The organism is Lysinibacillus sp. fkY74-1 (assembly GCF_053165895.1).
Map to the genome: position 1 here is coordinate 294,343 of NZ_CP170173.1, position 23,423 is coordinate 317,765.

28 protein-coding genes, 1 other RNA gene and 1 pseudogene are annotated in these 23,423 nt (G+C 35.5%); 18 read left to right on the top strand and 12 right to left on the bottom strand.

Annotation, left to right across the window (positions count from 1 at the left end):
* The first annotated feature begins 39 nt into the window (after nt 1–39).
* Both ACE1MS_RS01435 and ldmS read left to right on the top strand, forming a co-directional pair.
* On the top strand, nt 40–624 hold the full coding sequence (locus ACE1MS_RS01435) for a GNAT family N-acetyltransferase (RefSeq protein ID WP_012292547.1): 585 nt from the start codon (nt 40–42) through the stop codon (nt 622–624).
* A gap of 113 nt (nt 625–737) precedes the next feature.
* Nucleotides 738–1,889, top strand: a complete 1,152-nt coding sequence (gene ldmS / locus ACE1MS_RS01440) for an L-aspartate--L-methionine ligase LdmS (RefSeq protein WP_031418324.1) — start codon at nt 738–740, stop codon at nt 1,887–1,889.
* A gap of 15 nt (nt 1,890–1,904) precedes the next feature.
* Here ldmS and ACE1MS_RS01445 read toward each other — a convergent pair whose 3' ends face one another.
* The 5 genes from ACE1MS_RS01445 to ACE1MS_RS01465 form a co-directional block, all read right to left on the bottom strand.
* Nucleotides 1,905–2,612, bottom strand: a complete 708-nt coding sequence (locus ACE1MS_RS01445) for an ABC transporter permease (protein WP_031418326.1) — start codon at nt 2,610–2,612, stop codon at nt 1,905–1,907.
* Nucleotides 2,609–3,457 carry an ABC transporter ATP-binding protein gene (locus ACE1MS_RS01450; protein ID WP_012292550.1) on the bottom strand — a complete coding sequence of 283 codons (849 nt, stop codon included), beginning with the start codon at nt 3,455–3,457 and terminating at the stop codon, nt 2,609–2,611. The genes ACE1MS_RS01445 and ACE1MS_RS01450 overlap by 4 nt, the downstream gene beginning before the upstream one ends.
* Before the next feature lie 146 nt (nt 3,458–3,603).
* The gene (locus ACE1MS_RS01455; RefSeq protein WP_012292551.1) at nt 3,604–4,560 is read right to left on the bottom strand and encodes a LytTR family transcriptional regulator DNA-binding domain-containing protein; all 957 of its coding nucleotides are present in this window, start codon (nt 4,558–4,560) and stop codon (nt 3,604–3,606) included.
* 12 nt (nt 4,561–4,572) lie between these two features.
* Nucleotides 4,573–5,187, bottom strand: a complete 615-nt coding sequence (locus ACE1MS_RS01460) for a dienelactone hydrolase family protein (protein WP_198695264.1) — start codon at nt 5,185–5,187, stop codon at nt 4,573–4,575.
* 96 nt (nt 5,188–5,283) lie between these two features.
* Nucleotides 5,284–7,395 carry a choice-of-anchor I family protein gene (locus tag ACE1MS_RS01465; protein ID WP_051889616.1) on the bottom strand — a complete coding sequence of 704 codons (2,112 nt, stop codon included), beginning with the start codon at nt 7,393–7,395 and terminating at the stop codon, nt 5,284–5,286.
* Between the two features lie 271 nt (nt 7,396–7,666).
* On the opposite strand from ACE1MS_RS01465, the gene ACE1MS_RS01470 reads away from it, so the two are divergent.
* The 5 genes from ACE1MS_RS01470 (at nt 7,667) to ACE1MS_RS01490 (ending at nt 12,000) form a co-directional block, all read left to right on the top strand.
* On the top strand, nt 7,667–8,716 hold the full coding sequence (locus ACE1MS_RS01470) for an NAD(P)/FAD-dependent oxidoreductase (protein WP_031418330.1): 1,050 nt from the start codon (nt 7,667–7,669) through the stop codon (nt 8,714–8,716).
* Nucleotides 8,717–8,784: 68 nt separating this feature from the next.
* Nucleotides 8,785–9,234 carry a hypothetical protein gene (locus tag ACE1MS_RS01475; RefSeq protein WP_031418331.1) on the top strand — a complete coding sequence of 150 codons (450 nt, stop codon included), beginning with the start codon at nt 8,785–8,787 and terminating at the stop codon, nt 9,232–9,234.
* An 18-nt stretch (nt 9,235–9,252) separates the two neighbouring features.
* Nucleotides 9,253–9,582 carry a helix-turn-helix domain-containing protein gene (locus ACE1MS_RS01480; RefSeq protein WP_196243953.1) on the top strand — a complete coding sequence of 110 codons (330 nt, stop codon included), beginning with the start codon at nt 9,253–9,255 and terminating at the stop codon, nt 9,580–9,582.
* Nucleotides 9,583–9,689: 107 nt separating this feature from the next.
* A complete protein-coding gene (locus tag ACE1MS_RS01485; protein ID WP_012292559.1) occupies nt 9,690–11,204 on the top strand; it encodes a DEAD/DEAH box helicase in 1,515 nt (504 codons plus the stop codon).
* A gap of 16 nt (nt 11,205–11,220) precedes the next feature.
* Entirely contained in the window at nt 11,221–12,000 is a 780-nt protein-coding gene (locus ACE1MS_RS01490; protein WP_012292560.1) for a YqhG family protein, read from the top strand.
* A gap of 34 nt (nt 12,001–12,034) precedes the next feature.
* Here ACE1MS_RS01490 and ACE1MS_RS01495 read toward each other — a convergent pair whose 3' ends face one another.
* Together ACE1MS_RS01495 and ACE1MS_RS01500 are read right to left on the bottom strand one after the other, a co-directional pair.
* Entirely contained in the window at nt 12,035–12,355 is a 321-nt protein-coding gene (locus ACE1MS_RS01495) for an ArsR/SmtB family transcription factor (protein ID WP_012292561.1), read from the bottom strand.
* Complete coding sequence (locus tag ACE1MS_RS01500; protein WP_031418335.1) at nt 12,355–12,777, bottom strand: SRPBCC family protein; 423 nt, start codon at nt 12,775–12,777, stop codon at nt 12,355–12,357. The genes ACE1MS_RS01495 and ACE1MS_RS01500 overlap by 1 nt, the downstream gene beginning before the upstream one ends.
* Before the next feature lie 163 nt (nt 12,778–12,940).
* Between ACE1MS_RS01500 and ACE1MS_RS01505 the strand changes: the two genes are divergently transcribed.
* From ACE1MS_RS01505 to ytxJ, 6 genes are all read left to right on the top strand, one after another.
* Complete coding sequence (locus ACE1MS_RS01505; protein ID WP_031418337.1) at nt 12,941–13,579, top strand: LysE family translocator; 639 nt, start codon at nt 12,941–12,943, stop codon at nt 13,577–13,579.
* 221 nt (nt 13,580–13,800) lie between these two features.
* Nucleotides 13,801–14,673 (top strand): LysR family transcriptional regulator, encoded by an 873-nt coding sequence (locus ACE1MS_RS01510; protein WP_031418339.1) that lies wholly within the window; start codon nt 13,801–13,803, stop codon nt 14,671–14,673.
* Nucleotides 14,674–14,792: 119 nt separating this feature from the next.
* Nucleotides 14,793–15,500, top strand: coding sequence for a CoA transferase subunit A (locus tag ACE1MS_RS01515; RefSeq protein ID WP_012292565.1), 708 nt, complete (start codon nt 14,793–14,795; stop codon nt 15,498–15,500).
* Nucleotides 15,500–16,141, top strand: coding sequence for a 3-oxoacid CoA-transferase subunit B (locus ACE1MS_RS01520; RefSeq protein ID WP_012292566.1), 642 nt, complete (start codon nt 15,500–15,502; stop codon nt 16,139–16,141). The genes ACE1MS_RS01515 and ACE1MS_RS01520 overlap by 1 nt, the downstream gene beginning before the upstream one ends.
* A gap of 68 nt (nt 16,142–16,209) precedes the next feature.
* On the top strand, nt 16,210–16,623 hold the full coding sequence (locus tag ACE1MS_RS01525; protein WP_012292567.1) for a VOC family protein: 414 nt from the start codon (nt 16,210–16,212) through the stop codon (nt 16,621–16,623).
* A gap of 100 nt (nt 16,624–16,723) precedes the next feature.
* Nucleotides 16,724–17,053, top strand: coding sequence for a bacillithiol system redox-active protein YtxJ (ytxJ, locus tag ACE1MS_RS01530; RefSeq protein WP_012292568.1), 330 nt, complete (start codon nt 16,724–16,726; stop codon nt 17,051–17,053).
* 51 nt (nt 17,054–17,104) lie between these two features.
* Here ytxJ and ACE1MS_RS01535 read toward each other — a convergent pair whose 3' ends face one another.
* Nucleotides 17,105–17,566: a hypothetical protein gene (locus ACE1MS_RS01535; RefSeq protein WP_012292569.1), complete on the bottom strand. Its 462-nt coding sequence runs from the start codon at nt 17,564–17,566 to the stop codon at nt 17,105–17,107.
* A gap of 741 nt (nt 17,567–18,307) precedes the next feature.
* Between ACE1MS_RS01535 and ACE1MS_RS01540 the strand changes: the two genes are divergently transcribed.
* Both ACE1MS_RS01540 and ACE1MS_RS01545 read left to right on the top strand, forming a co-directional pair.
* Nucleotides 18,308–18,913 (top strand): hypothetical protein, encoded by a 606-nt coding sequence (locus tag ACE1MS_RS01540; RefSeq protein WP_139015309.1) that lies wholly within the window; start codon nt 18,308–18,310, stop codon nt 18,911–18,913.
* 132 nt (nt 18,914–19,045) lie between these two features.
* Nucleotides 19,046–19,519: a hypothetical protein gene (locus ACE1MS_RS01545; protein ID WP_031418344.1), complete on the top strand. Its 474-nt coding sequence runs from the start codon at nt 19,046–19,048 to the stop codon at nt 19,517–19,519.
* Nucleotides 19,520–19,647: 128 nt separating this feature from the next.
* Here ACE1MS_RS01545 and ACE1MS_RS01550 read toward each other — a convergent pair.
* Nucleotides 19,648–19,743, bottom strand: a pseudogene (locus tag ACE1MS_RS01550) (IS3 family transposase); the annotation flags it as partial.
* A 154-nt stretch (nt 19,744–19,897) separates the two neighbouring features.
* Between ACE1MS_RS01550 and ACE1MS_RS01555 the strand changes: the two are divergent.
* Nucleotides 19,898–20,452, top strand: coding sequence for a GNAT family N-acetyltransferase (locus tag ACE1MS_RS01555; protein ID WP_036218097.1), 555 nt, complete (start codon nt 19,898–19,900; stop codon nt 20,450–20,452).
* 269 nt (nt 20,453–20,721) lie between these two features.
* On the opposite strand, the gene ssrS is transcribed toward ACE1MS_RS01555, so the two are convergent.
* A non-coding RNA gene (ssrS, locus tag ACE1MS_RS01560) (6S RNA) lies at nt 20,722–20,914 on the bottom strand.
* Between the two features lie 246 nt (nt 20,915–21,160).
* Between ssrS and ACE1MS_RS01565 the strand changes: the two genes are divergently transcribed.
* Nucleotides 21,161–21,499 carry a zinc ribbon domain-containing protein YjdM gene (locus ACE1MS_RS01565; protein ID WP_012292572.1) on the top strand — a complete coding sequence of 113 codons (339 nt, stop codon included), beginning with the start codon at nt 21,161–21,163 and terminating at the stop codon, nt 21,497–21,499.
* A gap of 22 nt (nt 21,500–21,521) precedes the next feature.
* Here ACE1MS_RS01565 and ACE1MS_RS01570 read toward each other — a convergent pair whose 3' ends face one another.
* Together ACE1MS_RS01570 and ACE1MS_RS01575 are read right to left on the bottom strand one after the other, a co-directional pair.
* Nucleotides 21,522–22,058 carry a zf-HC2 domain-containing protein gene (locus tag ACE1MS_RS01570; RefSeq protein ID WP_012292573.1) on the bottom strand — a complete coding sequence of 179 codons (537 nt, stop codon included), beginning with the start codon at nt 22,056–22,058 and terminating at the stop codon, nt 21,522–21,524.
* A 103-nt stretch (nt 22,059–22,161) separates the two neighbouring features.
* Nucleotides 22,162–22,800 carry a YfbR-like 5'-deoxynucleotidase gene (locus ACE1MS_RS01575; protein ID WP_031418347.1) on the bottom strand — a complete coding sequence of 213 codons (639 nt, stop codon included), beginning with the start codon at nt 22,798–22,800 and terminating at the stop codon, nt 22,162–22,164.
* A gap of 171 nt (nt 22,801–22,971) precedes the next feature.
* Between ACE1MS_RS01575 and ACE1MS_RS01580 the strand changes: the two genes are divergently transcribed.
* Entirely contained in the window at nt 22,972–23,412 is a 441-nt protein-coding gene (locus ACE1MS_RS01580) for a hypothetical protein (protein ID WP_012292575.1), read from the top strand.
* Nucleotides 23,413–23,423 lie beyond the last annotated feature (11 nt).

Sequence of the window (23,423 nt, forward strand, 5' to 3'; positions counted from 1 at the left end):
AAATTTACCGTTAAATAATTAAAAAAGGAGTGATACATCATGGAGTTTATGGCATTAGAAAATGAAATAGTTAAACTGAAGCCTTTAGAGTTAAATGATTTATCGGGGATATTAGAGGCGGCGAGTTATCCAGAAATTTGGTCACATATGTCCACAACGATCGAAAAAATGGTGGATGTGCATAACTTTGTGGAAAATGCTTTATTAATGAGGCGTAATAAAACAGAATTTCCTTTTGTTATTGTGGATAAAAAGACTGGAGAGATCATAGGGTCTACACGTTTTATGGATATAGATGATACACATCAGCGGGTTGAAATAGGAACAACATGGCTGACACCAGTCTACTGGCGTACTGCTATTAATACCAATTGTAAATACCTATTATTACAATACTGTTTTGAAACCCTTCATTTACAGCGAGTTCAAATCAAAACTGATCATGAAAATATTCAATCTCAGAAAGCTATAGAGCGTATAGGGGCGACAAAGGAAGGAATATTACGGAATCATATGATTCGGAAAGATGGGACCGCTCGCCATACAGTGATGTATAGTATTACGTTAGACGAGTGGCCGCAGGTGAAAATTCACTTAAATCAATTATTAGGCGAATCTATTTAATATTTGGGTTTTAATGGATTTTTATTGGCCGCTAAGACTGTTTTTTCTATTAAAAAGTGTCAAAAAATAAGGGGAAGGGTAGAGTACTTAAAAATTGAAAGAGGGTAATCTACTTGAAACCAAAATACACGCTAAGACAAATCTATGGTGAGAATGCAGTTTATACACCAAGAACGCCGTTTAGTGATAATCCATGGATGATGGACGATCCTCATAAACTGGATGCCCTAACCTCTAGAGAAGTAGCTATTGCTGATATTCCTGTATTAGTGCACCGAGCTACCCAAACTGAAAAAGCTCGGGAACTACATCGATTAACAGGTTTACCATGGGTCGAACAGCCTTTTAGTTATGACACACAGGAGGAGTATTTAGCCCATATTCGTTCTTGGTGTGAAGACGACAAAACGATTGTTTGTCAATATATACATGACTTGGAACATATGGACCGTCAATGCTATTGGATGGATGCCGAGAAATTTAATGAATTGAATTCAAAAGCATATATTGATCATTTAATCGATAGCAAATTTGTTCCGAGTCGTCTAAATGTTGAAACCTATAGGCTCTCAGATGCCATCAAAAATTGGCAACCGCCTGTGGTCCTTAAGCCGGGCGATGATTCCCCAACCTCTGGAGGATATGGAGTCATCATTTGCCATAATAAAGAGGAACTGACGGAAGGTCTGCGGCAATTCCGAATGACGGGAACGGAGAGCATAATTATTGAGGAGTTATTACAGACAAAGGACAATTATAGCTGTCAATTTGTCTACTCCGAGGAACTAGGTATTCAATATTTAGGAGCCTCACAACAAATTACCGATGAAAACGGTATTTATCACGGTAATATAATAGTAGATGAAGTTCCTGAAAAGGTAATTGAGGTAGGAAGACATATTATGGAACAAGGTGTTGCAGAAGGTTTTGTTGGTGTAGCAGGATTTGATTTAATTGTCACAGAGGCTGGTGATGTTCAGGCTATTGATTTGAATTTCCGCCAAAATGGCTCCACCTCTATGCTAATGTTTCATGATACTTTAGGTAAGCCTATCAATAAATTTGCCTCCTATGCAGCAAAAAGTCCAAAGGAAAATGACGTTTTCTTTCAAACCATTAAGAGGTTTGTTGAACATAAAATATTATTTCCGTTATCATTTTATGACGGGAATTATTTCGATGAACCTGTTCCCTCTAGATTTGTTGGAATATGGTATGCCGATGAACTTAGCGAGATTGAAAAACTTGAGCAAGAACTATTATAGTAAAAAGAATGGTCATTAATCGACCATTCTTTTTTTATAAATAATTGCAGCGAGAAACCAAGAAAGTAGGGACCAAACAATTATCGTCATCATAGGAATGATTACATCTGTCACTGAATATTTACCTTCTAATGCTTCGGCTAACAGTAATAATTGTGAGCTTGGTAACCATTCTGCAATCTTTAAGATTGGATAAGTAGAAGCAAAATTTAGGGCAATTGGGCCAAAAGAGAAAATAATGATAATCGGTAATACAATGATGGAACCTTCCATTATAGACTTAGAAAATAATCCACAAATCGTTCCAAGTGCAATATAAAATACAGTTGAAAGTATTAATGAAATAGCTAAAATGAGTAGGCTAGATGGGTTATATCCCACAATAAAAATAGACATAGCTACCACGATCATCGTTACGATAAAAACAAATAGGCTTTTACCAATTAAAATATCTGCTAGTGAAGCAGGGGAGAGCATCAGGCTTCGTAATGTGTTTTTCTCCTTCTCCTCTGCAATTAAACAGCATTGTATATAAGCTGTTACCATAGAAAACGTTATATTAATAGGTAAGAGATAAGCGTTGATAGAGGATGCACCAGATTGATTATACAAAAATGCCAAAATTATTGGTAAGAGTACCATCGAAGATACGGCATAGTTACGTGAAAATTCCTTATAATCTTTCATTAATATAGCTTGAATTCTTGTCATTGAAATATTCATACTAAATCACTCCCTGTTATTTGCATAAAAATATCGCCTAATGTTGGTTCATTTGTATGGATTCGAGTAACGTCATTGGCTTGCATCCATTGATACAGTTTCTCGGCATCTTGAGCCCCGTTTTGGATCACTTCTTGTGTACCATTTTTAAGCTCAACAGTCATGGAATCAGTGCCAAATTCCTGCTTCAAGTCGCTTGGAGTGCCAATTGCTCGAATTTTCCCTTTATGCAGGAAAGCAACTCGGTCACAGAGTATTTCGGCCTCGCTCATATCATGGGTTGTTAAAAATATCGTTGTCCCCATGTTATTCAGCTTTCGTAAACCATTATAGATATGTTCTGTATTTACAGGATCAAGTGCAGAAGTAGGCTCATCTAAAAATAATAATTCAGGCTTATGCATTATAGCTCTAGCCAGTGTAACACGCTGTATCATGCCCTTTGAAAGCTGACTTATCTTCTTTTTGCGATCAGCATATAAATTTACAAAATCAAGAGCTTCTTTGACGGCAGTGACTGACAGCTCATATAGCTTACTATAGAGTAATAAATTCTCTTCTATAGATAACCTCGTATACAAACCGCTATTATCTGTTAATATGCCAAAACGTTTACGATTTTGACTTTGCTTCATGTCAGCTGCAGGCTGTCCAAATAATAGAACATTTCCAGCAGTGTTTTCAGTTTGCGCAGTTAGTATTTTAATAGTAGTTGTTTTTCCAGAGCCACTCGGACCAAGGAAACCAAATATTTCTCCTTTTTGTATAGTAAAGGAAACATCTTGTAGTGCGATTTCTTTATTAAAAGTTTTTTTCAAATGCTGTACATCAATTACTGCTTTCATGTGTAAGCCTCCTGTTTGTTGTTGATGTCTAAACTATAAACAACAAGTGAAAGGTACACAGCAATAATTAGATGAGAGGAGGAAAAATGACTACCAACAACACGATATGGAAGGTGACAGGAGTCGTTTATTTCCTGGGAAATCTACTATATTCCGAGTATTTTCTTTAAATCTGCTAGTTTATTTTTCGACAAAGGCACAACAGTTTTATCAGTGCTGTTGAGTGCAAGGCTATAGCTATTGCGCGTCCATGTAATGATTTCGCGAACCTTTTGTAGGTTAACAATGTATGAACGGTGGCTTCTGAAAAAGCCGAATGGTGTCAATTTTTGCTCTAGCTCATTCAGTGATAGTGTACATGGGTAGGATTCACCTGCAACATTAACAGAAACGACGCCTTCAACACTTTCAATATAATCAATTTCGGGCGGGTTAAATAAAATAATCTTGTCATTTTTCTTTGTTGGAATTTTATCAATGCGAATCGGCGAATTTTCAAATGGGGGAGGTGTTTTCTCTAATTCTTCCTCTTTAACGTCTAGTGTATGTAAACCAGCCCCATCTAATCTATGTATAGCAGTACTTGCAATCATTAAGTCTTCTAGATTATTAGAAAGTAAAATGATGCTTTTTTGTCTTTCTGTGAGTTTTTTCAGTATTTGTTGGACATTTTGCTTAGAAAAATCATCGATATTTTGAAAGGGTTCTTCTAATACAAGAAGCGATACTTCCTGAAGATAGGTACCCAATAACTTTAATCGTTGTTTTTCACTAGTAGAAAGCTTACTAATTCTCATGTTTTTTTGTTCAGTTAAGCTAAATAGCTTTAATAACTCCTCAGCCTCATTAGGTGTACGTTTGAATAGTTTCAAATTAAACCGTATATGCTCACGAACAGTAAGGCGTTCATAGAGAGCACTTTCGCGAAAATATGTAAATGTATGATCTCGTTTCATAAACCATTGCATTAAAGTATGTATTTTAGAAACATCTGTGTAGATGCCTATAATCATGCCGGGTTGTAAGGCTATAGGAAAGCTTGGATAAATCACATTACCTCTTTCAATATATGGTTCAACCAAAATATCTATATTTTCTTCCATTGTTTGTTCCTCCTAATGTTGTTCTACTCCTAAAAAGTTTAAGATATTTGTGTGTGCTTGAAGGTAGCTAGATGGACAAAAATGGGAATTATAAGTATCCATAAAACCATGCTGTCCGTGATATTGCTTTGCTTGAACATTTGATTTATGTTCGAGTACATTTTTTATTGCATTCACATCAAAGCTACTTTCACAGCTTGGTAGAATGACCAAGGTTGGACAAGATGGTTGGACGTCTAGGAATTGGCGTATACGTGAGCCATAAACACAAATAACTCGATGTAGGGGGAGCGTTGATAATCGCCAGGCTAATGTAGCACCTACACTATATCCAATTAGCACAACCTCTTCATATTTTTCACATGCCTCTAGTAGGTTTTTTGATAGCATCTCAAGAGGTGCGTCAAAGCCGACTGTATGGAAGAAAAAATCATAAGCTTGTTGTTCCTGTTTATATGAGAAGGATTTTCCTTCTGGATAAAGCGAAGCACAGCAAACGGAGGTATGTTCATCACGGTAGGCTTCGGCTTGTTCTTTTATAAATTGATTGATGCCATATATTTCATGTAAAATAAATATTTTTCTTTTCATGACGACCTCTTTTGGTTTTTTCCAATAGTGTATCAAAAACTAGCGTTTACGTATATTTTAGTAATTTATGGATTGAGGTTTATTTTAGCTAGAATAAAAAAAGCTGTTCGAACACTCGAACAGCATGAAGGATTATTTAAAGGTAAATAATTTGTAGAGTACCGATGTAGCATCAGCGCGTGATAAAGTGCTTTGTGGTTGAAACAATTGTTGTTTGTTACCTGTAAAAATTCCAGCTTGCTGCAAAATATAAATCGCTTCCTTTGCAGGAGGAGAAATAGCAGCATCATCCTTGAATAATTGTTGAGTATGATGGTTAGGCAAGTCTATTTCAGTTAATTTTATAAAATGATATAGAATTACAGCAGCATCCTCTCTTGTAATAGGCTTATGAGGATTAAACATTTCATTGGATGAATTGATTAGCTTCTTTTCATATGCCCAACCAATAGCATCCTCAAAATAATCGCCTGTTTTTACATCTGAAAAGGGAGCTTTGGATGTTGAATTAATTTTTTGTGCACGACTGAGGACAGTTATAAATTGTGCTCTAGTCATGGGAGCATTTGGATTAAATTGATCCTTAGCTACACCATTCAATAAATGTTTATTTGCTAGTTCCTCAATGGCTGTTTGTGCCCAATGACCTTGTATATCTAAAAATAAACTTTTATATGGACTACCAAATGTAAAAGCAGTAACGGTACCGCTAACCTCATGTGCAGCAAGTAAAGTTGGAAGCCCTGTAGTACTAGCTGAAGCAGGAATGAAAGCTAAACCTTCTGGTGATACATCTCCCTTAATATCTTCACCAAAATCTCTTTTATTTATATATTGAACAAATGATGGTGAATTAGGGTTTGTAATATCATACATCATGATGCCACCAACCCGTTCTATACCAATAAAGGCATACATGCGATCACCGATTTGTCCAATTTTCACATCCTCAGGCTCAGGGCCCTTTTTACCGCTGCGATTATCAAGCTTTGTATTATTATTGGAAGCATTGAAGTAGTCAGGTAATGAATGGGCAATAATCTTTTCAAAATCACTACCACTATCAAATACTTGAGTCATTGATTCTGCTTCATAGATAGAGAAAGATCGACCTCCAAAGCTATACATTTTTTCAGGTTGTAAGCCATCATAGTCTGAGGTATCAAAAAGCACAACTTCATTGCCTCTTAGTTCCATTTCAAGTTCGTTTACATAGCCTTTCCAATCACGTGAGTCACCCTCGTTTGCTGTCACTAAATAGGTTTTACCGTTCACTTCATAGGAAGAAATCCCATCAGGCATATAGATGCCGTAAAGATTTTCAGGAATGATTTCAATTTTTTTATCTTTCATGAAATCAAGCGCATTTTCTTTCTTACGATGATCCTTAAAACCTAGTGATTGCACATTTTTCCATTCACCTGATGTAAGATCTAGCGTAGCGATTGCATTTGCCTCCTGTAAGGTAACATAGGCTGTATTACCTTTTTTATTGACAGCAATATACTCAGGTTCGAAATCTACAGAAGGATTCGTCTTTTTCTTTAAAACGATACCTTTAGCAACAAGCTCCTCACGTTGAGAATCTAAAGCCTCGAAATTAATATCCTTTACCGTTGCTTTAGTAATGTCAGTTGGTAGCTCGATAATACTAACACTGCCTTCTGGATCAACGGCTTTCTCATAACCCTCACGAGGCTCTCCTTCATTTGCTACAAGTACCTTTTTCCCGTCAGGTGTAAAGGTGATCATATCGGGCTGTTTACCAGCTTCTACAATATGAAGAATATTACCGTTGTAATCTAAAAATACTGCTAATCCATTGTCATTATAGTCTTCAGCTTGAACAGCGGCAGCTATCAAATCGGAATCGGTGTTAATACTAATACTTGTCACATCTCCATAAGAGAAGTTTGGTTTGATTTCTTTTAAACCTTTTTCAAGATTGACCGTTTTCTCGACCTTTACGGCAGAGTAGGAAGAGCTTTTTGGTAAAGGGACGATTTCAATTTGCTTTGTTGTCCCATTGATTACATAGTATTTGTAATTGTCCGCATTGTAGGCAACAATTTCTGTGGCCCCTCCATCTTCATTTTTCACGCCAGAATCATAGCGAGAGGAGACATTTAAGTTAAGTTCAGGTGGTAACTCTTCTACCGCATAGGATTGATTTTCTCCTATTAAAAGAGTAGCCATAGCTAAGGAACAGCCTGCTGCTAGGGCAGCTAATTTTTTATACTTCATACATATTAAACCTCCATTAAATGTTAGTTTAAGAGTACATGCTCAATGTAAATACCGTATAAAGATTATTTAAAGAATAGTAAGAATTGACAACATAGCTTCCAAAATGGGAAGTTTTACTTGATAATGATTATCATTATCGTATAATAAGGGAGTAAGAAGTAGTAAGTATTTCTATAAGATGAAAATACAGTAGGGTTTTGTAGTTATGTTGTTACCACGGCCCAATTGTTGAGATAGGAAATAACATAAATGAAAGGTGTGCTACGATTTGTTTGAACAAGAAATGTATGATGTAACGATCATTGGTGGAGGACCGGCAGGATTATATTCTAGCTTTTATTGTGGCTTACGTGAAATGAAGACGAAGCTAATTGAATCACAGCCACAGCTCGGGGGTAAAATCCATGTTTACCCGGAGAAAATGATTTGGGACATTGGGGGCGTTACGCCAATTTCAGGTGGCCAACTAATTAAGCAGTTAGTGGAGCAGGCCTTAACATTTAATCCCTCTATTTACACAGATGAAAAGGTATTATCAATTGCCAAAAACGACGAGGGGATTTTCGTTATTACAGCTGAGTCTGGGAATATTCATTATTCAAAAACGGTCATAGTTGCTATTGGTGGGGGTATCCTTAATCCTCAAAAAATAGAAATTGAGGGAGCAGAACGGTTTGAGGTATCTAATTTAAACTACACCATCAAATCCTATGAAAAATTTAAAAACAAAGCGGTTATCATTTCAGGTGGTGGTAATACCGCTGTAGATTGGGCATTAGAGTTAATGGAAGTAGCGTCAAAGGTATATTTAACCTATCGAAAAGATCAATTGTCTGCACATGAGGCTCAAATTACGGAGCTAACGAATAGTGCCATTGAATGTCATTATAATTCAGAAATTACGAAATTAATTGCGGATGATCAAGAAGGAATGATTAAAGCGATTGCTTTAACGAATCATGAAACAGGTACTATAACGGAAATTCCTATCGATGAAGTTGTTATCAGTCATGGCTATGTACGCGATAAGGAACTATTAGATAATAGTCCATTAGCAATTGAACGTAAAAACGATTATTTCATTGCTGGTACTATAAATAGTGAATCCTCTATTCCGGGACTTTATGCGGCAGGAGATATTTTGCACCATGATGGCAAAATCCATTTAATTGCAGCAGCTTTTCATGATGCATTGCACGCAGTGAATAGTGCGAAAAAATATATTCAGCCCGATGCTTCTGATGGCGGTATTGTCTCTTCCCATAATGATATTTTTAAACAACGTAATCGCAAGCTATTACAGGAAAGCTTAAAATAATTAATCTTAGGAGCACTCGATGTATTTTAGGTGTTCCTTTCGTATTGTTTTAAGAGCATGATAAGGGAATGGAGATAGTAGGCATAGAAGAAATGTTAGAATTTTATTCAATGGCACCTTTAACATGTATGTCTGTCACTATTGACCATATTTCTTCTGAGACGGTTACTAACAGGACAGTGGAAAATGTCGCTAGACTAATCTTCCCAGTCAAAGGTATAGGTGACATAAAAATAGAAGGTACTAATTATCGCTTAAAAAAAGGAAGGATCCTCCATGTTGGTCCCGATTTTCCCATTCAAAACATGGCCGTAAGGGATACCAAATTAGAATATGTAGTGATTTACTTCCAACTATTTGATGGACATGTAAAATTTCCGCTTTATAATAGTCATTTTGTTATACAGGTAGGAGAGCACATGAAATGGATGAACATGGTGCAGCAATTAGTTGAAATGAGTCATAAGGGCAGTCATTTATCACTTATTCAATCCAAAGCTCTCTTTTTAAATATATGAGAGGAAATGATTGTATTGATGAAGTTGAAAGACTATCACATAGCATCCATCTTGACGTATATACAAGAAAACTTTACAAAGAATATTACTGTGAGCGATATAGCGAATGAATGTAATTGGGACCGTAGAAAATTGAGCTATGTATTTGAAAAAAGAATGGGTGTCAGTCCACATGTTTATTTAACCCATTTACGTATTCAAAAATCGAAAATGCTATTAAGGTCGCCTGATTTATCTATAAAGGAAATAGCTAAGCGAGTAGGTTACACAGATTATTTTTATTTTAGTCGTGTATTTAAAAAAGTGACAGGTTTATCACCGAGCATTTTCCGTAAACATATGAATTAACAAACACTCGATGAAATAATTACATTCATTGGGTGTTTTTTGTATAAAACGAACATAGCTTTCTCCTTTTTGGACAACATAAGAAGAAATACTGACATGGTGGGGTGATGATCATGAAAATAGAGAGGTCGTCAGAATGGGTAGAAGGTTTTATCAATCGCGTCAATGATCTTGAACAATGGCAGAGTTGGTCATTATATAAGATGAACTATGATATTGTAAAAATGAGATTAATCCCTGATTTCACAGGATTACAAGCTACAAAGTATTTACCTAATTTAAAACCTCTTGCACATCAGCTAGAAGCAGCTGAAACAGTCATTCAGCGCATGAATGGAAAAGCCATTTTAGCAGATGAAGTAGGTTTAGGTAAAACCATTGAAGCTGGTTTGATTTTAAAGGAGTATCTTTTAAGGGGTCTTGTAAAAAAAGCGTTAATATTAGCGCCGGCTTCTCTGATTAATCAATGGATTGAAGAGTTAAACTTAAAATTTCATATACCTGCTATCGCTTATAAAAAAAATTGTCCAATAGAGCGCTATGACGTCATAATCATGAGTATGGATACAGCGAAAAAAAGCCCTCATAGGGAACGTATTTATGAGCAGGATTACGATATGATTATTATTGATGAGGCCCATAAATTAAAAAATAATAAAACACAAATTTATGAGTTCGTCCAAGGATTAAAGAAAAAGTTTTGCTTATTATTAACTGCTACTCCTATACAAAATGATGTTTTCGAATTATATTATTTAATTTCCTTATTAAAACCAGGACATTTAGGAAGCTACGATACCTTCCAATCAGCCTTTTCAGCCAGTAAGCATCATCTAGAGCATGATGATTATTTGAAAGAATTGGTCAACCAGGTGATGGTGAGAAATCGAAGAGAAGATACAGGTATTGAATGGACCAATCGTTGCGTTCAAATTGTACCGATTACATTTACGGAAGAGGAAAGAGCCGTTTATGATCTCCTTGGCTCACTTGAAAACAAAGGATCTTTTGCGTTAATTACGTTGCAGAAGGAAATGTGCAGTAGCAAGGAAGCTACAGCATTAACAATAACAAATATGCTGAAGGAGCATGGACAATCACAAGAAATGGAAGACATTTTAGCCAAATTAATGGCCTTAGAAGTGAATTCTAAAGCAGAAAAAACAATTGAGATTATTGAACAGGCGAAGGATAAGGTTATTATTTTTACAGAGTATCGTGCAACTCAAATCTACTTACAATGGTATTTACATTCTAAAGGAATTTCGAGTGTGCTGTTTAACGGTAAATTTAATAAAAGTAAACGAGATTATATGAAGCATTTATTTAAAGAAAGAGCACAAGTACTCATTGCCACAGAGGCTGGTGGGGAGGGGATAAATCTCCAATTTTGTCATCATGTCATCAATTATGATTTACCATGGAATCCTATGAAGCTAGAGCAACGAATTGGTCGTGTCCATCGTTTGGGACAGGAGCATGATGTTCACATATATAATCTTGCTATTGAAGATACCATTGAAGAAAAAATCTTGGAATTACTTCATACCAAAATCGATGTGTTTGAAAAAGTGGTTGGTGATTTAGATGCCATTTTAACAAACTTAAAAAAATCAGTGTGAGGTAAGGAGGGAAACTATGTATCCGCAGCAAGTTCATGAGTATTTAAAGGGATTTTTCTCCGAAAATGACTGCCCTATTTTAGGGGAAGAGGAACATTCTTTGACCGTGCAGTTGACGGTAGATATTGATAAAAGAATTATGAATAGACCATTTTATTGGCAATATATAGAGGCCACTAATAGTGAGCCAAACCCTGCTCAGGTGACCTTTATTACAGATCAGACAGCTATGGCTGGTAACTTATTTGGTGAGGTTATTCATTATGGCTCACCACGGTTAAATCAGCTTTTTCATGCGACAGGAGAACTAGGTGCCTATGTTCAATTATTTGAAAAAGTTGATCATGGAATGGGGCAGGTTATCCTAACACCATGGCTAGGTGTTAACTTTAAAGTCTCCTATTGCTGTGATCGGACAAAAGAAATGATGTACTCATTTGGTATTAACTTGTTAACGGGTGTTATCAAGGAGGATTTTCATGAAACGATTTATGCCTCAGATTTTGACACCGAACCAGCAGAGAACGTTTTTCATGTGCAATATATTATTAAACCAGCACGTGCACTTGAAAGATTAAATGCAGCGGTGGATTCCATTATTGAAAAGGATGATCACTCGTGGGCCATTGAAGCGCAAAAAAGATGGCAACGTGATCAACGAGTATTGGATTATTTTTATGAGGATGTAGAGGATAAACCCGAATGTTATGAAATTGAAAGAAAAGCATTAGAGGAGCAATACGAATCTAAAATTAAAATTGACATTATTAATGGAGGATTATTCTACCTCTTTTAAAGGAGGAGCTGTCCCAATTAGACAGCTCCATTTTTTAATTGTCTTCCACCAGACTTTGTAGCTGAGCCAATTTATTGTCCCAAAACAAATGAAAGTATTGGAGCCAATCCTCAATTTCTTTTAAACGCTCACTATGCAACGTGTATATCTTTTCGCGGCCCTTTTTTTGAGCAGAAACAAGCTCTGCCTGTTCTAATATTTTTAAGTGCTTTACGACAGCTGTTCGACTAATTGCAAAATGCTCTGAAATATTAGAGATAGGTCTATCATTAGATGCAAGTAGCTTTAAAACATTTCTTCTTGTAGGATCTGCAATTGCTTGAAAAACATCATATTTCACTGCTTCTTGAATCATTAGGCTTCTGCAACTTCTTTTAATTTATGATGGATAATCATTGTCCAACCGCCATCCATTTTTGTGCGAATGGCCTCAGTAGCAGCGTTAGCTTTTGGAATAATATGTGAAGCTTCCTTCCAGCCACCATGTGTTAAAGTAAATTCTGTTTGTTCTCCGACTTCTTTTAGCTCAAAAGTAACGAACCAACCATCCTCATCCCAAGCAAATCTTAGAAAATGTGGCGCATCTACACGTTCAACTTTACAAGGTGAAGGACCAAACGGTGATTGAATCGTAAATTCATGTCCCTCAATAGGTTGAAAATTATTGGGCATAAACCAAGAAGCAATTTTTTCTGCAGTTGCTACAGTGTCCCACACCTTTTCTATAGGTGCATTAAGTGTAATTGTTTTAACAATATCGGGTAATTTTCCGCTCATGTGTAAATCTCCTTTATAGATAAAATGAAACCAATAGGTGTTATGAATATATAACACCTATTGGTTATATGTCAAGTCAAAATAAAAATTAGTATCTTTCTGTAAGGAAGTACATATGCTACAATTATTTTTATAATTTTCTGACAGAAAGTGAGGGAGAGAAATGGTGAACATCTCTGTTTTCTTAGTTATGTGCATTTTACTTATAATTTTACCTGGTCCAGATACAGCCATAGCGACAAAGAATACCTTGACTGTAAGTAGGAAAGGAGGCTTGCAGACTATTTTAGGGTCCTGTGGTGGTTTATTGATTCATACATGCGCAGCTGTCATTGGGCTATCCGCTATCATTGTGAAATCAGCTTATGTATTTGCCGCATTAAAGTATATTGGTGCAGTTTACTTATGTTATTTAGGTATTAAAACATTATGGACCTTACGGACAATTCGCGCACAATCAACCGAAGTGCAGAATGAAGCTAATATGGATCATAAATACTCGCATCAATCATGCTTTAAGCAAGGGTTCCTCACGAATGTCACGAATCCGAAGGTTGCTGTATTTTTCCTAACATTTCTTCCTCAATTTGTGGATGGAACGGGTGGAACATTTCTACCATTTTTAATCATGGGATTAATCTATACAGCTTTAACGATGCTTTGGTTTGTATTTTATGTCTATCTGTTAGATCGCATTAGTGCATTTATGAAAAGGCCAACTACTAAGGCAGTAATCGAAGGATTGACGGGTGCTGTATTAATTGGTTTCGGCATTAAATTAGCATTGGAAAAGGCCCACTAATAGTAAATACACCACTATATTTAGATGTGAAATCTAATGATACGTGGTGTATTTTTTGTTGAAGAGGTCTTTGGGGAATAAAGGAATATCCTCTCGACTACAGTTGTAGGTTCAGTGCACTTAATTTTTGTAGAAGGATTACTATAGATGAAGAAGAATTAATTACTATAAGAGAATTTTGCTAAGTCTTTCATCAAAAAGAATAAATGGGGAAGATGTTTATGGAATTACGAGATTTAAAAGCATTTATGTCAGTTGTCGAGCATGGTAGCTTTACGAAGGCTGCGAATGAATCCTTTGTATCTCAGCCATCATTAAGTAAAAGCATAAAAAAATTAGAAGATACATTACATGTAGAATTATTAAATAGATCTACTCGCAATGTCGAGCTAACAGATGCAGGGAGTATTGTCTTTAAACAGGGGCAAAAGATCATGCTTTCCGTTCAAGACTTGCACATTTTACTAGATGATTTATTAAATATAAAGACAGGTTCAATTAAGCTAGGGATTCCACCTTTAATTGGGACATTATTTTTTCCGAAAATAGCTAGAGAATTTCATCAGCAATATCCTGATGTGCATTTGGAGCTTGTTGAACGAGGCGCAAAAACAGTGGGTACGTTAGTAGAAAACGGTAATGTGGATATGGGTATTGTCGTATTACCGACGGATGAAAGAAAGTTTTCGGTGCAGCCATTTGTAGAAGATCAATTTTATGTATTTATAAATGAATTACACCCATTAGCTCAATTTAAAGAAATACAATTGCAAGACTTAAAAAATGAAACCTTTATTATCTTTGCTGAGGAGTTCGCTTTACATGATTATGTTATTAAGTCATGTGAAAGTGTTGGATTTTCACCACATGTAGGCTATAAAAGTTCACAGTGGGATTTGATAGTTGAATTGGTATCATCAAATTTAGGGATAACATTACTGCCATATTCTATCGCTGCTAAGCAAACAAATAAAAATGTCAAAATGATTCCTTTAGCTAATTTTGATATGCCCTGGCGTTTGGGTATTATCACCAAAAAAAATACATATCAATCATATGCCTTAAAACAGTTACTGAACACGATGCGTAAGTAAGAGGTGGGGAGATTTATTCTATTTTGGAATAAGTGGTATTCTAATTAATTCCTTTACTTGTAAAATGTTAATGAGGTAGAATTTTCCTTAATAAACGAGCAATTTTAGGAGGTTTCGAGATGAAGGATGGGAAAGTATGGCGTTCATTTGAAGAAGCGGTTGCTGATATTAAGGATGGGGATATGTTAGCAGTAGGAGGCTTTGGTCTATGTGGTATACCAGAAAAGTCTATTGCGGCTTTAGTACAAAAGGGTACAAAGGATTTAACGGTAGTTAGTAATAACTGTGGTGTAGATGATTGGGGTTTAGGCTTACTATTAGCGAATAAGCAAATAAAAAAAATGGTTGCCTCTTATGTAGGCGAAAATAAAATTTTTGAACAACAATTTTTAAGTGGGGAGCTAGAGGTAGAGTTAACACCTCAAGGAACGCTTGCTGAGCGCCTACGTGCAGGAGGAGCGGGGATTCCAGGATTTTATACAGCTACTGGAGTTGGTACGCCAATTGCTGAAGGCAAAGAAGTAAAGGTTTTTGATGGGAAAGACTATATTTTAGAAGAAGGAATTGCTGCTGATTTTGCTCTAGTTAAAGCATGGAAGGCAGATAAGCTAGGAAATTTAGTGTACAGAAAAACATCACGTAACTTCAATCCGCTAGCTGCGATGGCAGGTAAAATTACCATTGCTGAGGTGGAAGAAATTGTAGAAGTTGGCGAGTTAGACCCTGATCATATTCATACACCAGGAGTTTTCGTTCAGCGTGTTTTATTGGGTGAAAATTATGAGAAGCGTATTGAGCGTCTGACAGTGAAAAAGGGGGAAGAGTGATGGCTGATACAAGACAAAGAATCGTAAATAGAGCAGTGAAAGAAATCCAAAATGGCATGAATGTAAATTTAGGTATTGGTATTCCAACTTTAGTTGCCAATGCTATTCCAGCCGATTATGAAGTGCTTTTACAATCAGAGAACGGATTACTTGGTATCGGTCCCTATCCAGTTAAAGATGACGTTGATCCCGATTTAATTAATGCTGGGAAAGAAACAGTAACAGCTATGCCGGGGGCTTCCTTTTTTGATAGTGCAGAATCATTTGCTATGATTCGTGGTGGCCATATTGACCTTGCTATTTTAGGTGGTATGGAAGTATCAGAGACTGGAGATCTGGCAAATTGGATGATTCCAGGGAAAATGGTCAAAGGAATGGGGGGCGCCATGGACCTGGTGGTAGGAGCAAAGAGAGTCATCGTCGTTATGGAGCATGTTAATAAAAATGGTGAATCCAAAATTAAAAAACAATGTGATCTCCCATTAACAGGTAAAGGTGTTGTCCACCGGTTAATTACAGACTTAGCTGTATTTGATTTTACTAAAGAAGGGATGCAGCTTATCGAATTAGCAGAGGGCGTTACTTTAGAGGAAGTAAAAGCAAAGACTGCGGCTTCGTTTCATATAGCGTTAGCACAATAATTCAGACTTAGGACTGTTTTCAACGTGATTGTACCATTCTATACTCGTTTAAAAAGGGAGAGTTTCTGATGGAACAACAATGGACGAATGAACTAGCAGTTGCACAGGTCAGAGTAGCAAGGCCAACTGATCAATTAAAAGAAATTGAACGGTTTTATTGTGAGGGCATTGGACTAAAAAAAATTGGTTCTTTTTCAGGTCATCGTGGCTATGATGGAATAATGATTGGTCTTCCAAATGTACACTATCACTTGGAATTTACAGAACATGTTGAAGGGAGCCCTTGTCCTGCTCCAAGTAAGGACAATCTTTTAGTACTCTATATTCCAAATCAAGAAACAATCCGTAGTATTGCTAAACGCTTATCACAAATGGGGTACCCTGAAGTAGAGCCTGAAAATCCATATTGGATGCAGAAGGGTATTACCATTGAGGATCCTGATGGCTGGCGCCTTGTATTAATGAATACAGAAGGCATTTAAGTAGAGGAAGAAATGCACGAGCTATAAAGGTAGCCTCGTGTGTTTTTTTGTTACAACAAATACCCTGTGTAGTATATAATTGCAAGGGAGGTATTCATATATGCAACGAATTAAAACTTTGGTTAGTTGGGGAGAAGTGTTAGAACAGTCTCACAAAAAGCCCTGTCTTGTCTTAAAATTTAGTCTGACATGTATAAGCAGTATTTCAGCTTTAAAAGAGTTCAAAGCCTTAGCGACAGAACTCCCTAAATATCTGGTCATTATCCAAAAGGAACGTGATGTTTCCAACGCTATAGAACGTGATTTACAGGTAAAACACGAATCACCTCAGTTATTAATTTTGCAGGATGGCAAAGGAATTTGGCAAGCAACCCACTATAAAATAAAACGACCTCTTTTAACAGAGGGGCTGAGAATGTATGTAAAATGAGCAAAAAGATACCCCTCCATACATGGAGGGGTATCTGTCCTTTTAATAAAATTAATCCTCTAAAGCTTCACTTTCATGATAATTTGTAGCAGTTGACTCGATATCAACTTGTAAATAATTGGCCCAATCTACTTTATGATAATCCTCTTCACTAAAATAAATATTCAATACTTCTGTCATGGTTTTATCTCCATCTGGTTGGGTAAGTGGAGCATACCAAGTAACAGCAGGTGTTTTTACATCTTTCAGCTTCGACAAATCAGCAAAAATTTTAGTGGAGTCCTTCAGCATTTGACTTTTCGATCCCTCTGTCACATCTGTATCCTGTATGGATATGGTGACAACACCTTTGGACTCTTCAACCGTAAACTTATTTTTAACAATTGCTCCGACAATATCTTCAACAGAAGTGTTTTGATCTACTGCTACCTCCTTTGGATTGTCACTCTTTCCGCAAGCTGTTATTAGAATTGAAGCAAATACCATTACATACATTAACTTTTTCAATATCATTACCTCCCTTGTTACTCCATATATGCGCAAAATGAAAGGGAATTATACAAAATATGAGAAGGTTGTATGTACTTTTTATAACTAGGATTTCAAAACATTACATGAGCACGTGCGTTTGAGGAATTTATTAGAAATAGGATATATCAAATTGGAGATATAGAAGGTGCTGTAAGGTATTTTTTATAAATAAAAAAGTACCTTAACCATATTGGCTAAGGTACTGTAAAGGTTGATATTCAACAATCAGTTGATAAAGGATTGATAAGATTTGGCTAGATAAGTTTGACGCTGGCACGCTGACAAATGGAGATTTAAAAGGATTAGAAATTATCATTTACAACGTAGTGCTTAACAGCACATGCCCGTTACCATAATTGGTATTGTTTTTTTTTGTATATCTGAAAGTCAATTTACTGTCAACAGATACTTAAGTACAAATTGTTAATTTATGATTACAAAGTGAATAAATACTACAATGTAATTAAGGTCAAACAATAGGTTTTATAAATGTTGATAATGTAACTTTAGTATCACTTTATTTTATAAGAACCGCCAAAATATGGCGTTCTTGATGGCGTTATGTGGCGCTTAATGTAAATTTAATGTAAATTCCACGCCGGAAAATGGCGTGAATCAACAATTGAAATGAAAAAGTTTCCAATGATAGGATGATAATAACTCGAGGGAAAGTGAAAATGTTATAACGTTTTTTTCAAAATGTAATAAATGGAGGACAAAAAAATGTCGAAATTAAATTTTTTTAAAGGTTTTGTAGCATTAATTTGTTTTGCACTAGCATTCAGTATAATTTCTCCAAGTTTGGCTTTTGCAAGTGAATCACAAGCAGTAGAATTAGAAGATTCTTTAAATCAAGAACCCAATATTATCGAAGTAGAAAATGAGTCACAAATTGATAATCAAGAAATAAATACAGATGTAAATACTTCTATAGATGACTTAAATGGTCCTAGGGCTGATTTCGAATCCGAAGTACAACCACATGCATTACCTGTCATTCCATTATTAGCCGGCCTTGTAATTAGGCAAGGAGTTTCATATATTGTAAAGACTTCTTCGAAACGAGTACTTAAATTAAGAAGCCATGCTTCTGATCAAGCGGTAGATCGCGGTATTACTGGAAAAATGATAGATGATGCTTTGACTAATGGTACTAAATATGTCGATGTATTAAGCGGAGAACGTGTTGCTTGGATTGACACAGGAGGCAACCAAGTTGCTGTATTACTTAAGAAAGATACTGATGTTATTGATACTGTTTATTTTGAAGATCATAAAAAGTTAAAGTGGTTCAAGAGTAATTGGAAATATGTAGGAGATTATGAGTGATAATACTTTTGTAAAATTTAACTCCTGACAATTTTCAGTTCAAAAGTTATGCTAACATTCCGTAGTATAGTAGAATATGGACCGATGGAATTAATATTAATTTAAAAGGTTAATAAAAAAGGAGAATTAATTATGGTTATATTAAAAGATTACTCAAATGATCCCAATTGTGAAGTTGAAATAATCTTAAAATTAGTAAATGATTCAAGTGTGAAATTCTCCATAAATTTCAGATCAGGTGATAATTTTCCTAGGTTGCATAAAGAAATTACATGTTTAAAGGATGACTTCATAAAATTATTAGATGATATAAAACATCTTGATAGTTCACACCTAAGTATGTTGGAGCCACACGATCCTGGATTATGTATCTATCATATTCCTCACTACGGTAAATATTATTATCCTCAATATGGTTTTTTACAAATACCTGACAATGAGAGGATAGAATCTGAGACTCGTTACAAATTAATTTTTGTATTAGACGCCAATGATAAGAATAATCTTGGTCCAAGAGAATGTGGTCCTGCATTTTGTATAATAGTAAAAAGGGAACAAATTAACGAGTTCGTTCAAAGTTTAAAATCAGAATTAAGTAGCTTTTAAGTTTATAAGAAATCACATGTTTTATTAAAGTAGAATTAAGCAAGCTGTATTCGGAAATAAAAATAAAGCCAGGCGCTCAATGTGAACTGCACCCCGTCAAGTAGACAGTGGTAATAATAAAAAATGTATTAAACGGCTTGTGTCCTGAATTCTAAAGGACTCAAGCCGTTTAATCGTCCCTGACACCGATAGTAATTATAAAAATGAATATAATCATCAATCGCTAGTTATAACCCTTCAATGAATCGTACTTATGTAAATGAGAAATAACAAAAGAGATAAGTTTTACTTGAAACTATATAAAATTTAAAACGTAATAAATATATGGTTAATATAACCAATTATTAGTATTACCACTTTTTTTTGAGGATAAGAAAAATGACAGTTAGTTATTGGACAGGGAAAAATCTTACATTACGAGCGATACAACCAGAAGATATCATTATATTTGATTTTCTAGATGATGAAATTCTTAGAAATATGGATTCGATTCATTTTCCTCGCTCAACTGATAAAATGACAGAATGGGTAGAAGAACAATTATCTGAAGATGATGACGAATTCCGTTTTGTTGCAGTAGATAGAAACAATAATATTGTTGGTATGATTGAAACTTTTGATTGTGATTTTAAAAATGGTATCTTTGATTATTATTTAGCTGTATTCGAGCCTTACAGAGGTAAAGGGTATGCAAAAGAGATGATTCTCATGGTTCTTCGATTCTTCTTTTCGGAGCGCGCTTATCAAAAAGTAAATACAACGGTTTACTCTTTCAATGAACCATCAATGTGTCTACATGAAAAATTAGGTTTCATGAAAGAGGGGCAACTTAGAAAAATCATTTTCACGAAAGGCGATTATTTCGATGGTATTTGTTATGGAATGACAAGAGAAGAATTTGAACAAAATCATGGATCTCTTATTAATCAATAAATATGCGATATAAATGGAATTAGCTGATTTTCCTAATAGAGAAGGTTAGCTTTTTTGTATAAAATAAATCTTCCACAAATGTTAGTAAGCCTGTTGATAAAAAGGGGAAGTTGAAAGGTCCATGAAAGATTGGGTATATTTTGCGGAGGTAAATAGTTGATTATGTTTATTTATTATTAATTGCAAATAAGTTTAACCCCTTGGCTATTTTGGAATGAAAAAAGTACCTTAACCATATTGGCTAAGGTACTGTAAAGGTAAATGTAATATAAAAAGCCGCGTATGCCGTAGTTATTATAGAAAGTTTTAAACCACCACTCCTCAAAGTGGGTGTTCGCAGAAGTTTTCCTGCTTATCCTCATGCACCGTAGTGTGAGGCCCGTCATTCCAACTCCAATAATAAAACTCCCTTTTACAGCTTAAAGGTTAAAACTTAATATTATACGAACAATGCAGCCTTTATGGATATAATAAAGCATGATCGACAAACATGCAAGTAAGATGATTGCTTGAAATAAGTCAATGGGCGGGTGTCCCAAATCATGCAATACGTAACGGCAAATGTATTTAGAAAGGTACTGGGCTTCATATTATTTTCACAAATACGAACAAAAAATACGAACAACCTTTGCTTATTATGGACGACTGTGTAAAGATAGGAGCATATAGAGGATTTATCTAGCAAAAAAGTAAAGGGAGGAAGCAGGAATGGCAGCTTATCCAAATTGTCCGAAATGTAATTCTGAATACACATATGAGGATGGAACAAATTATGTATGTCCAGAATGTGCGAATGAGTGGAGCATGGACGCAACGGAACCCGAATCAGATACACTTATTGTCAAAGATGCAAATGGTAATTTGTTAGCTGATGGTGATTCAGTTACGGTTATTAAGGACCTAAAGGTAAAGGGAAGTTCATCTACTTTAAAAATAGGGACAAAGGTAAAAAGTATTCGCCTTGTAGAAGGGGATCATAATATTGACTGTAAAATTGATGGCTTTGGCGCTATGAAGCTGAAGTCTGAATTTGTAAAAAAGGCATAGGGAAGTGTAAAGCGTCTAAACGTTAGTTTGAGTTTAGGCGCTTTTTTATTCTAAAAATTTTGCGTAATAAAATGGCAAAGGCCGCACCCACTAAGGCAAAAATCGTATGGAGGAGAGCGATATAACTTGCTCCCATCACAAGTGCCCCAAATTCTGTCAAAGAGTAGGCGGTAATATAGAGCTCATTCGTAAGGTTGTCGATAATCGCCCATACCAATACAGGTACAGAGCTAATGATAAAAACAATCCAAATGTTTTTATAAAAAAGGTAAGACAGACAACCGAAAATGGCATATGAAATGACAAAGCCCATTTGGTTTCCAAGTAACGATGAGTTAATAGCAAACATGAATGAAAGTACAATAAATATAATATGGAAAAAAGATAATGTTTTTTTCATGGGTATGTACTCTTTTTGAATTTGTACTGAGCTAAAGAGCTGCTGACAGTGCGGACATTTTGCCAAATGCTGCTCTACATATATTAATGTTGATGCTTGGAGCATTTGTTTCTTATATAACGGTAATAAATCTTCTATAATTGGGCATTCTTCTGACAAAACTCTCCCTCCATTCAATCACCTTTCATTATACGATTTTTTTAGAGGAAATAAAAAAAGCCTTCCTGAACTTTTCATTCGGAAAACTTGTACATGCACCTGACTATTTGGCTGTTAGTACTTCATTTGTTAATGCTTGTATATCAATATGAGTTTTTTCCTGTACGGCGTCTTTTAATATTTCAGTGCGGAAATATTGGACAGTTGCCTCAAGTGGAATGGCTAAAAGCTTCGATAAAGCATTTTGATACATATAGACGAATTCTTTGTCAGTATTGCCACGCTTTAATTCTGCAAAAGCTTCGTAAAATTGGTCCAGTTTATCTGCAAATTCAAGTAGACGCCCTTCTATCGTACTATCCTTGCCTTCTTTCATGCGCTCAAAGAAAATGCCTTGAAATTCTTCTGGAATCTCATTGCTAATAAACTTTTCCATCATTTTCTCTTCCACATGTGCTAGCATTTGTTTTAGCTCGGGACTAGCGTGTTTTACTGGAGTTTTAATGTCGCCAATAAAAACTTCAGCAAAGTCATGATTAATTGTTTTTTCATATAAAGATTTCCAATCAATCTTTGCTCCATTCATTTCTTCTAATGTCGCAAAAAACATCGCATATTGTGATACTTTCCAAGAATGTGCTGCCACGTTATGTTCTTCAAATTTGAATCGCCCAGGGCACCGAATAATTCGTTCTAAATCATTGAGGCTTGTAAAAAATTGATGAATTCCTATAAAAATCACTCCTTTTGTTCTTTAAGTGCATGTTACTATAAACGATACCCTCTTTGTGAGGTTTTCAAACAATTTAACAATGATTCAATTTGTGTTTACAAAGGATTCACAATTACTGAATAAGCAGACAGAGGTTGAATGCTATAATGTAGGGGACTGATGAAAGGGGGAGTATACATCATGTTTTCCATTTATACGCTTCTTCTTTATATACATATTTTAAGTGCTGTTCTTTCGATTGGGCCATTGTTCGTTGTACTAACGATTGTAAAAAAAATGCGTACAGCTTCAAGTGGTGAAATGCCACCATATATAGAATCTTTTAAAGGGGCTATTGCCATTGTCAAACATTCAGGACATGTACTTGTAGGATCGGGTATTTTACTAATGTGGCATGCGGGTTATCATTGGAGTACTTCGTGGATTGTTCTCACTTTCCTTGTGATGTTTGCATCTATTATCTTTTTAGCCAGAGCGTTTAAGCCAACATTACGTACTTTTAATACACAAGCTTATAATCAGCAACAATTTGTTGCACTATTACAGCGCAAGGCGTGGATGTACATTTTGCTACTGCTTATTATGTTATGGTTAATGGTGGCAAAGCCAATTATTTGGTAACAAGTCTTTTA

Bases quoted from the DNA above. Each gene is read 5' to 3' on its own strand.
- ACE1MS_RS01435 (WP_012292547.1), top strand. From the start codon at position 40: ATGGAGTTTATGGCATTAGAAAATGAAATAGTTAAACTGAAGCCTTTA.
- ACE1MS_RS01445 (WP_031418326.1), bottom strand. From the start codon at position 2,612: ATGAATATTTCAATGACAAGAATTCAAGCTATATTAATGAAAGATTAT.
- ACE1MS_RS01450 (WP_012292550.1), bottom strand. From the start codon at position 3,457: ATGAAAGCAGTAATTGATGTACAGCATTTGAAAAAAACTTTTAATAAA.
- ACE1MS_RS01455 (WP_012292551.1), bottom strand. From the start codon at position 4,560: ATGGAAGAAAATATAGATATTTTGGTTGAACCATATATTGAAAGAGGT.
- ACE1MS_RS01465 (WP_051889616.1), bottom strand. From the start codon at position 7,395: ATGAAGTATAAAAAATTAGCTGCCCTAGCAGCAGGCTGTTCCTTAGCT.
- ACE1MS_RS01475 (WP_031418331.1), top strand. From the start codon at position 8,785: ATGGAGATAGTAGGCATAGAAGAAATGTTAGAATTTTATTCAATGGCA.
- ACE1MS_RS01480 (WP_196243953.1), top strand. From the start codon at position 9,253: ATGAAGTTGAAAGACTATCACATAGCATCCATCTTGACGTATATACAA.
- ACE1MS_RS01485 (WP_012292559.1), top strand. From the start codon at position 9,690: ATGATCATGAAAATAGAGAGGTCGTCAGAATGGGTAGAAGGTTTTATC.
- ACE1MS_RS01490 (WP_012292560.1), top strand. From the start codon at position 11,221: ATGTATCCGCAGCAAGTTCATGAGTATTTAAAGGGATTTTTCTCCGAA.
- ACE1MS_RS01495 (WP_012292561.1), bottom strand. From the start codon at position 12,355: ATGATTCAAGAAGCAGTGAAATATGATGTTTTTCAAGCAATTGCAGAT.
- ACE1MS_RS01500 (WP_031418335.1), bottom strand. From the start codon at position 12,777: ATGAGCGGAAAATTACCCGATATTGTTAAAACAATTACACTTAATGCA.
- ACE1MS_RS01505 (WP_031418337.1), top strand. From the start codon at position 12,941: ATGGTGAACATCTCTGTTTTCTTAGTTATGTGCATTTTACTTATAATT.
- ACE1MS_RS01510 (WP_031418339.1), top strand. From the start codon at position 13,801: ATGGAATTACGAGATTTAAAAGCATTTATGTCAGTTGTCGAGCATGGT.
- ACE1MS_RS01515 (WP_012292565.1), top strand. From the start codon at position 14,793: ATGAAGGATGGGAAAGTATGGCGTTCATTTGAAGAAGCGGTTGCTGAT.
- ACE1MS_RS01520 (WP_012292566.1), top strand. From the start codon at position 15,500: ATGGCTGATACAAGACAAAGAATCGTAAATAGAGCAGTGAAAGAAATC.
- ACE1MS_RS01525 (WP_012292567.1), top strand. From the start codon at position 16,210: ATGGAACAACAATGGACGAATGAACTAGCAGTTGCACAGGTCAGAGTA.
- ytxJ (WP_012292568.1), top strand. From the start codon at position 16,724: ATGCAACGAATTAAAACTTTGGTTAGTTGGGGAGAAGTGTTAGAACAG.
- ACE1MS_RS01535 (WP_012292569.1), bottom strand. From the start codon at position 17,566: ATGATATTGAAAAAGTTAATGTATGTAATGGTATTTGCTTCAATTCTA.
- ACE1MS_RS01540 (WP_139015309.1), top strand. From the start codon at position 18,308: ATGTCGAAATTAAATTTTTTTAAAGGTTTTGTAGCATTAATTTGTTTT.
- ACE1MS_RS01545 (WP_031418344.1), top strand. From the start codon at position 19,046: ATGGTTATATTAAAAGATTACTCAAATGATCCCAATTGTGAAGTTGAA.
- ACE1MS_RS01555 (WP_036218097.1), top strand. From the start codon at position 19,898: ATGACAGTTAGTTATTGGACAGGGAAAAATCTTACATTACGAGCGATA.
- ACE1MS_RS01565 (WP_012292572.1), top strand. From the start codon at position 21,161: ATGGCAGCTTATCCAAATTGTCCGAAATGTAATTCTGAATACACATAT.
- ACE1MS_RS01580 (WP_012292575.1), top strand. From the start codon at position 22,972: ATGTTTTCCATTTATACGCTTCTTCTTTATATACATATTTTAAGTGCT.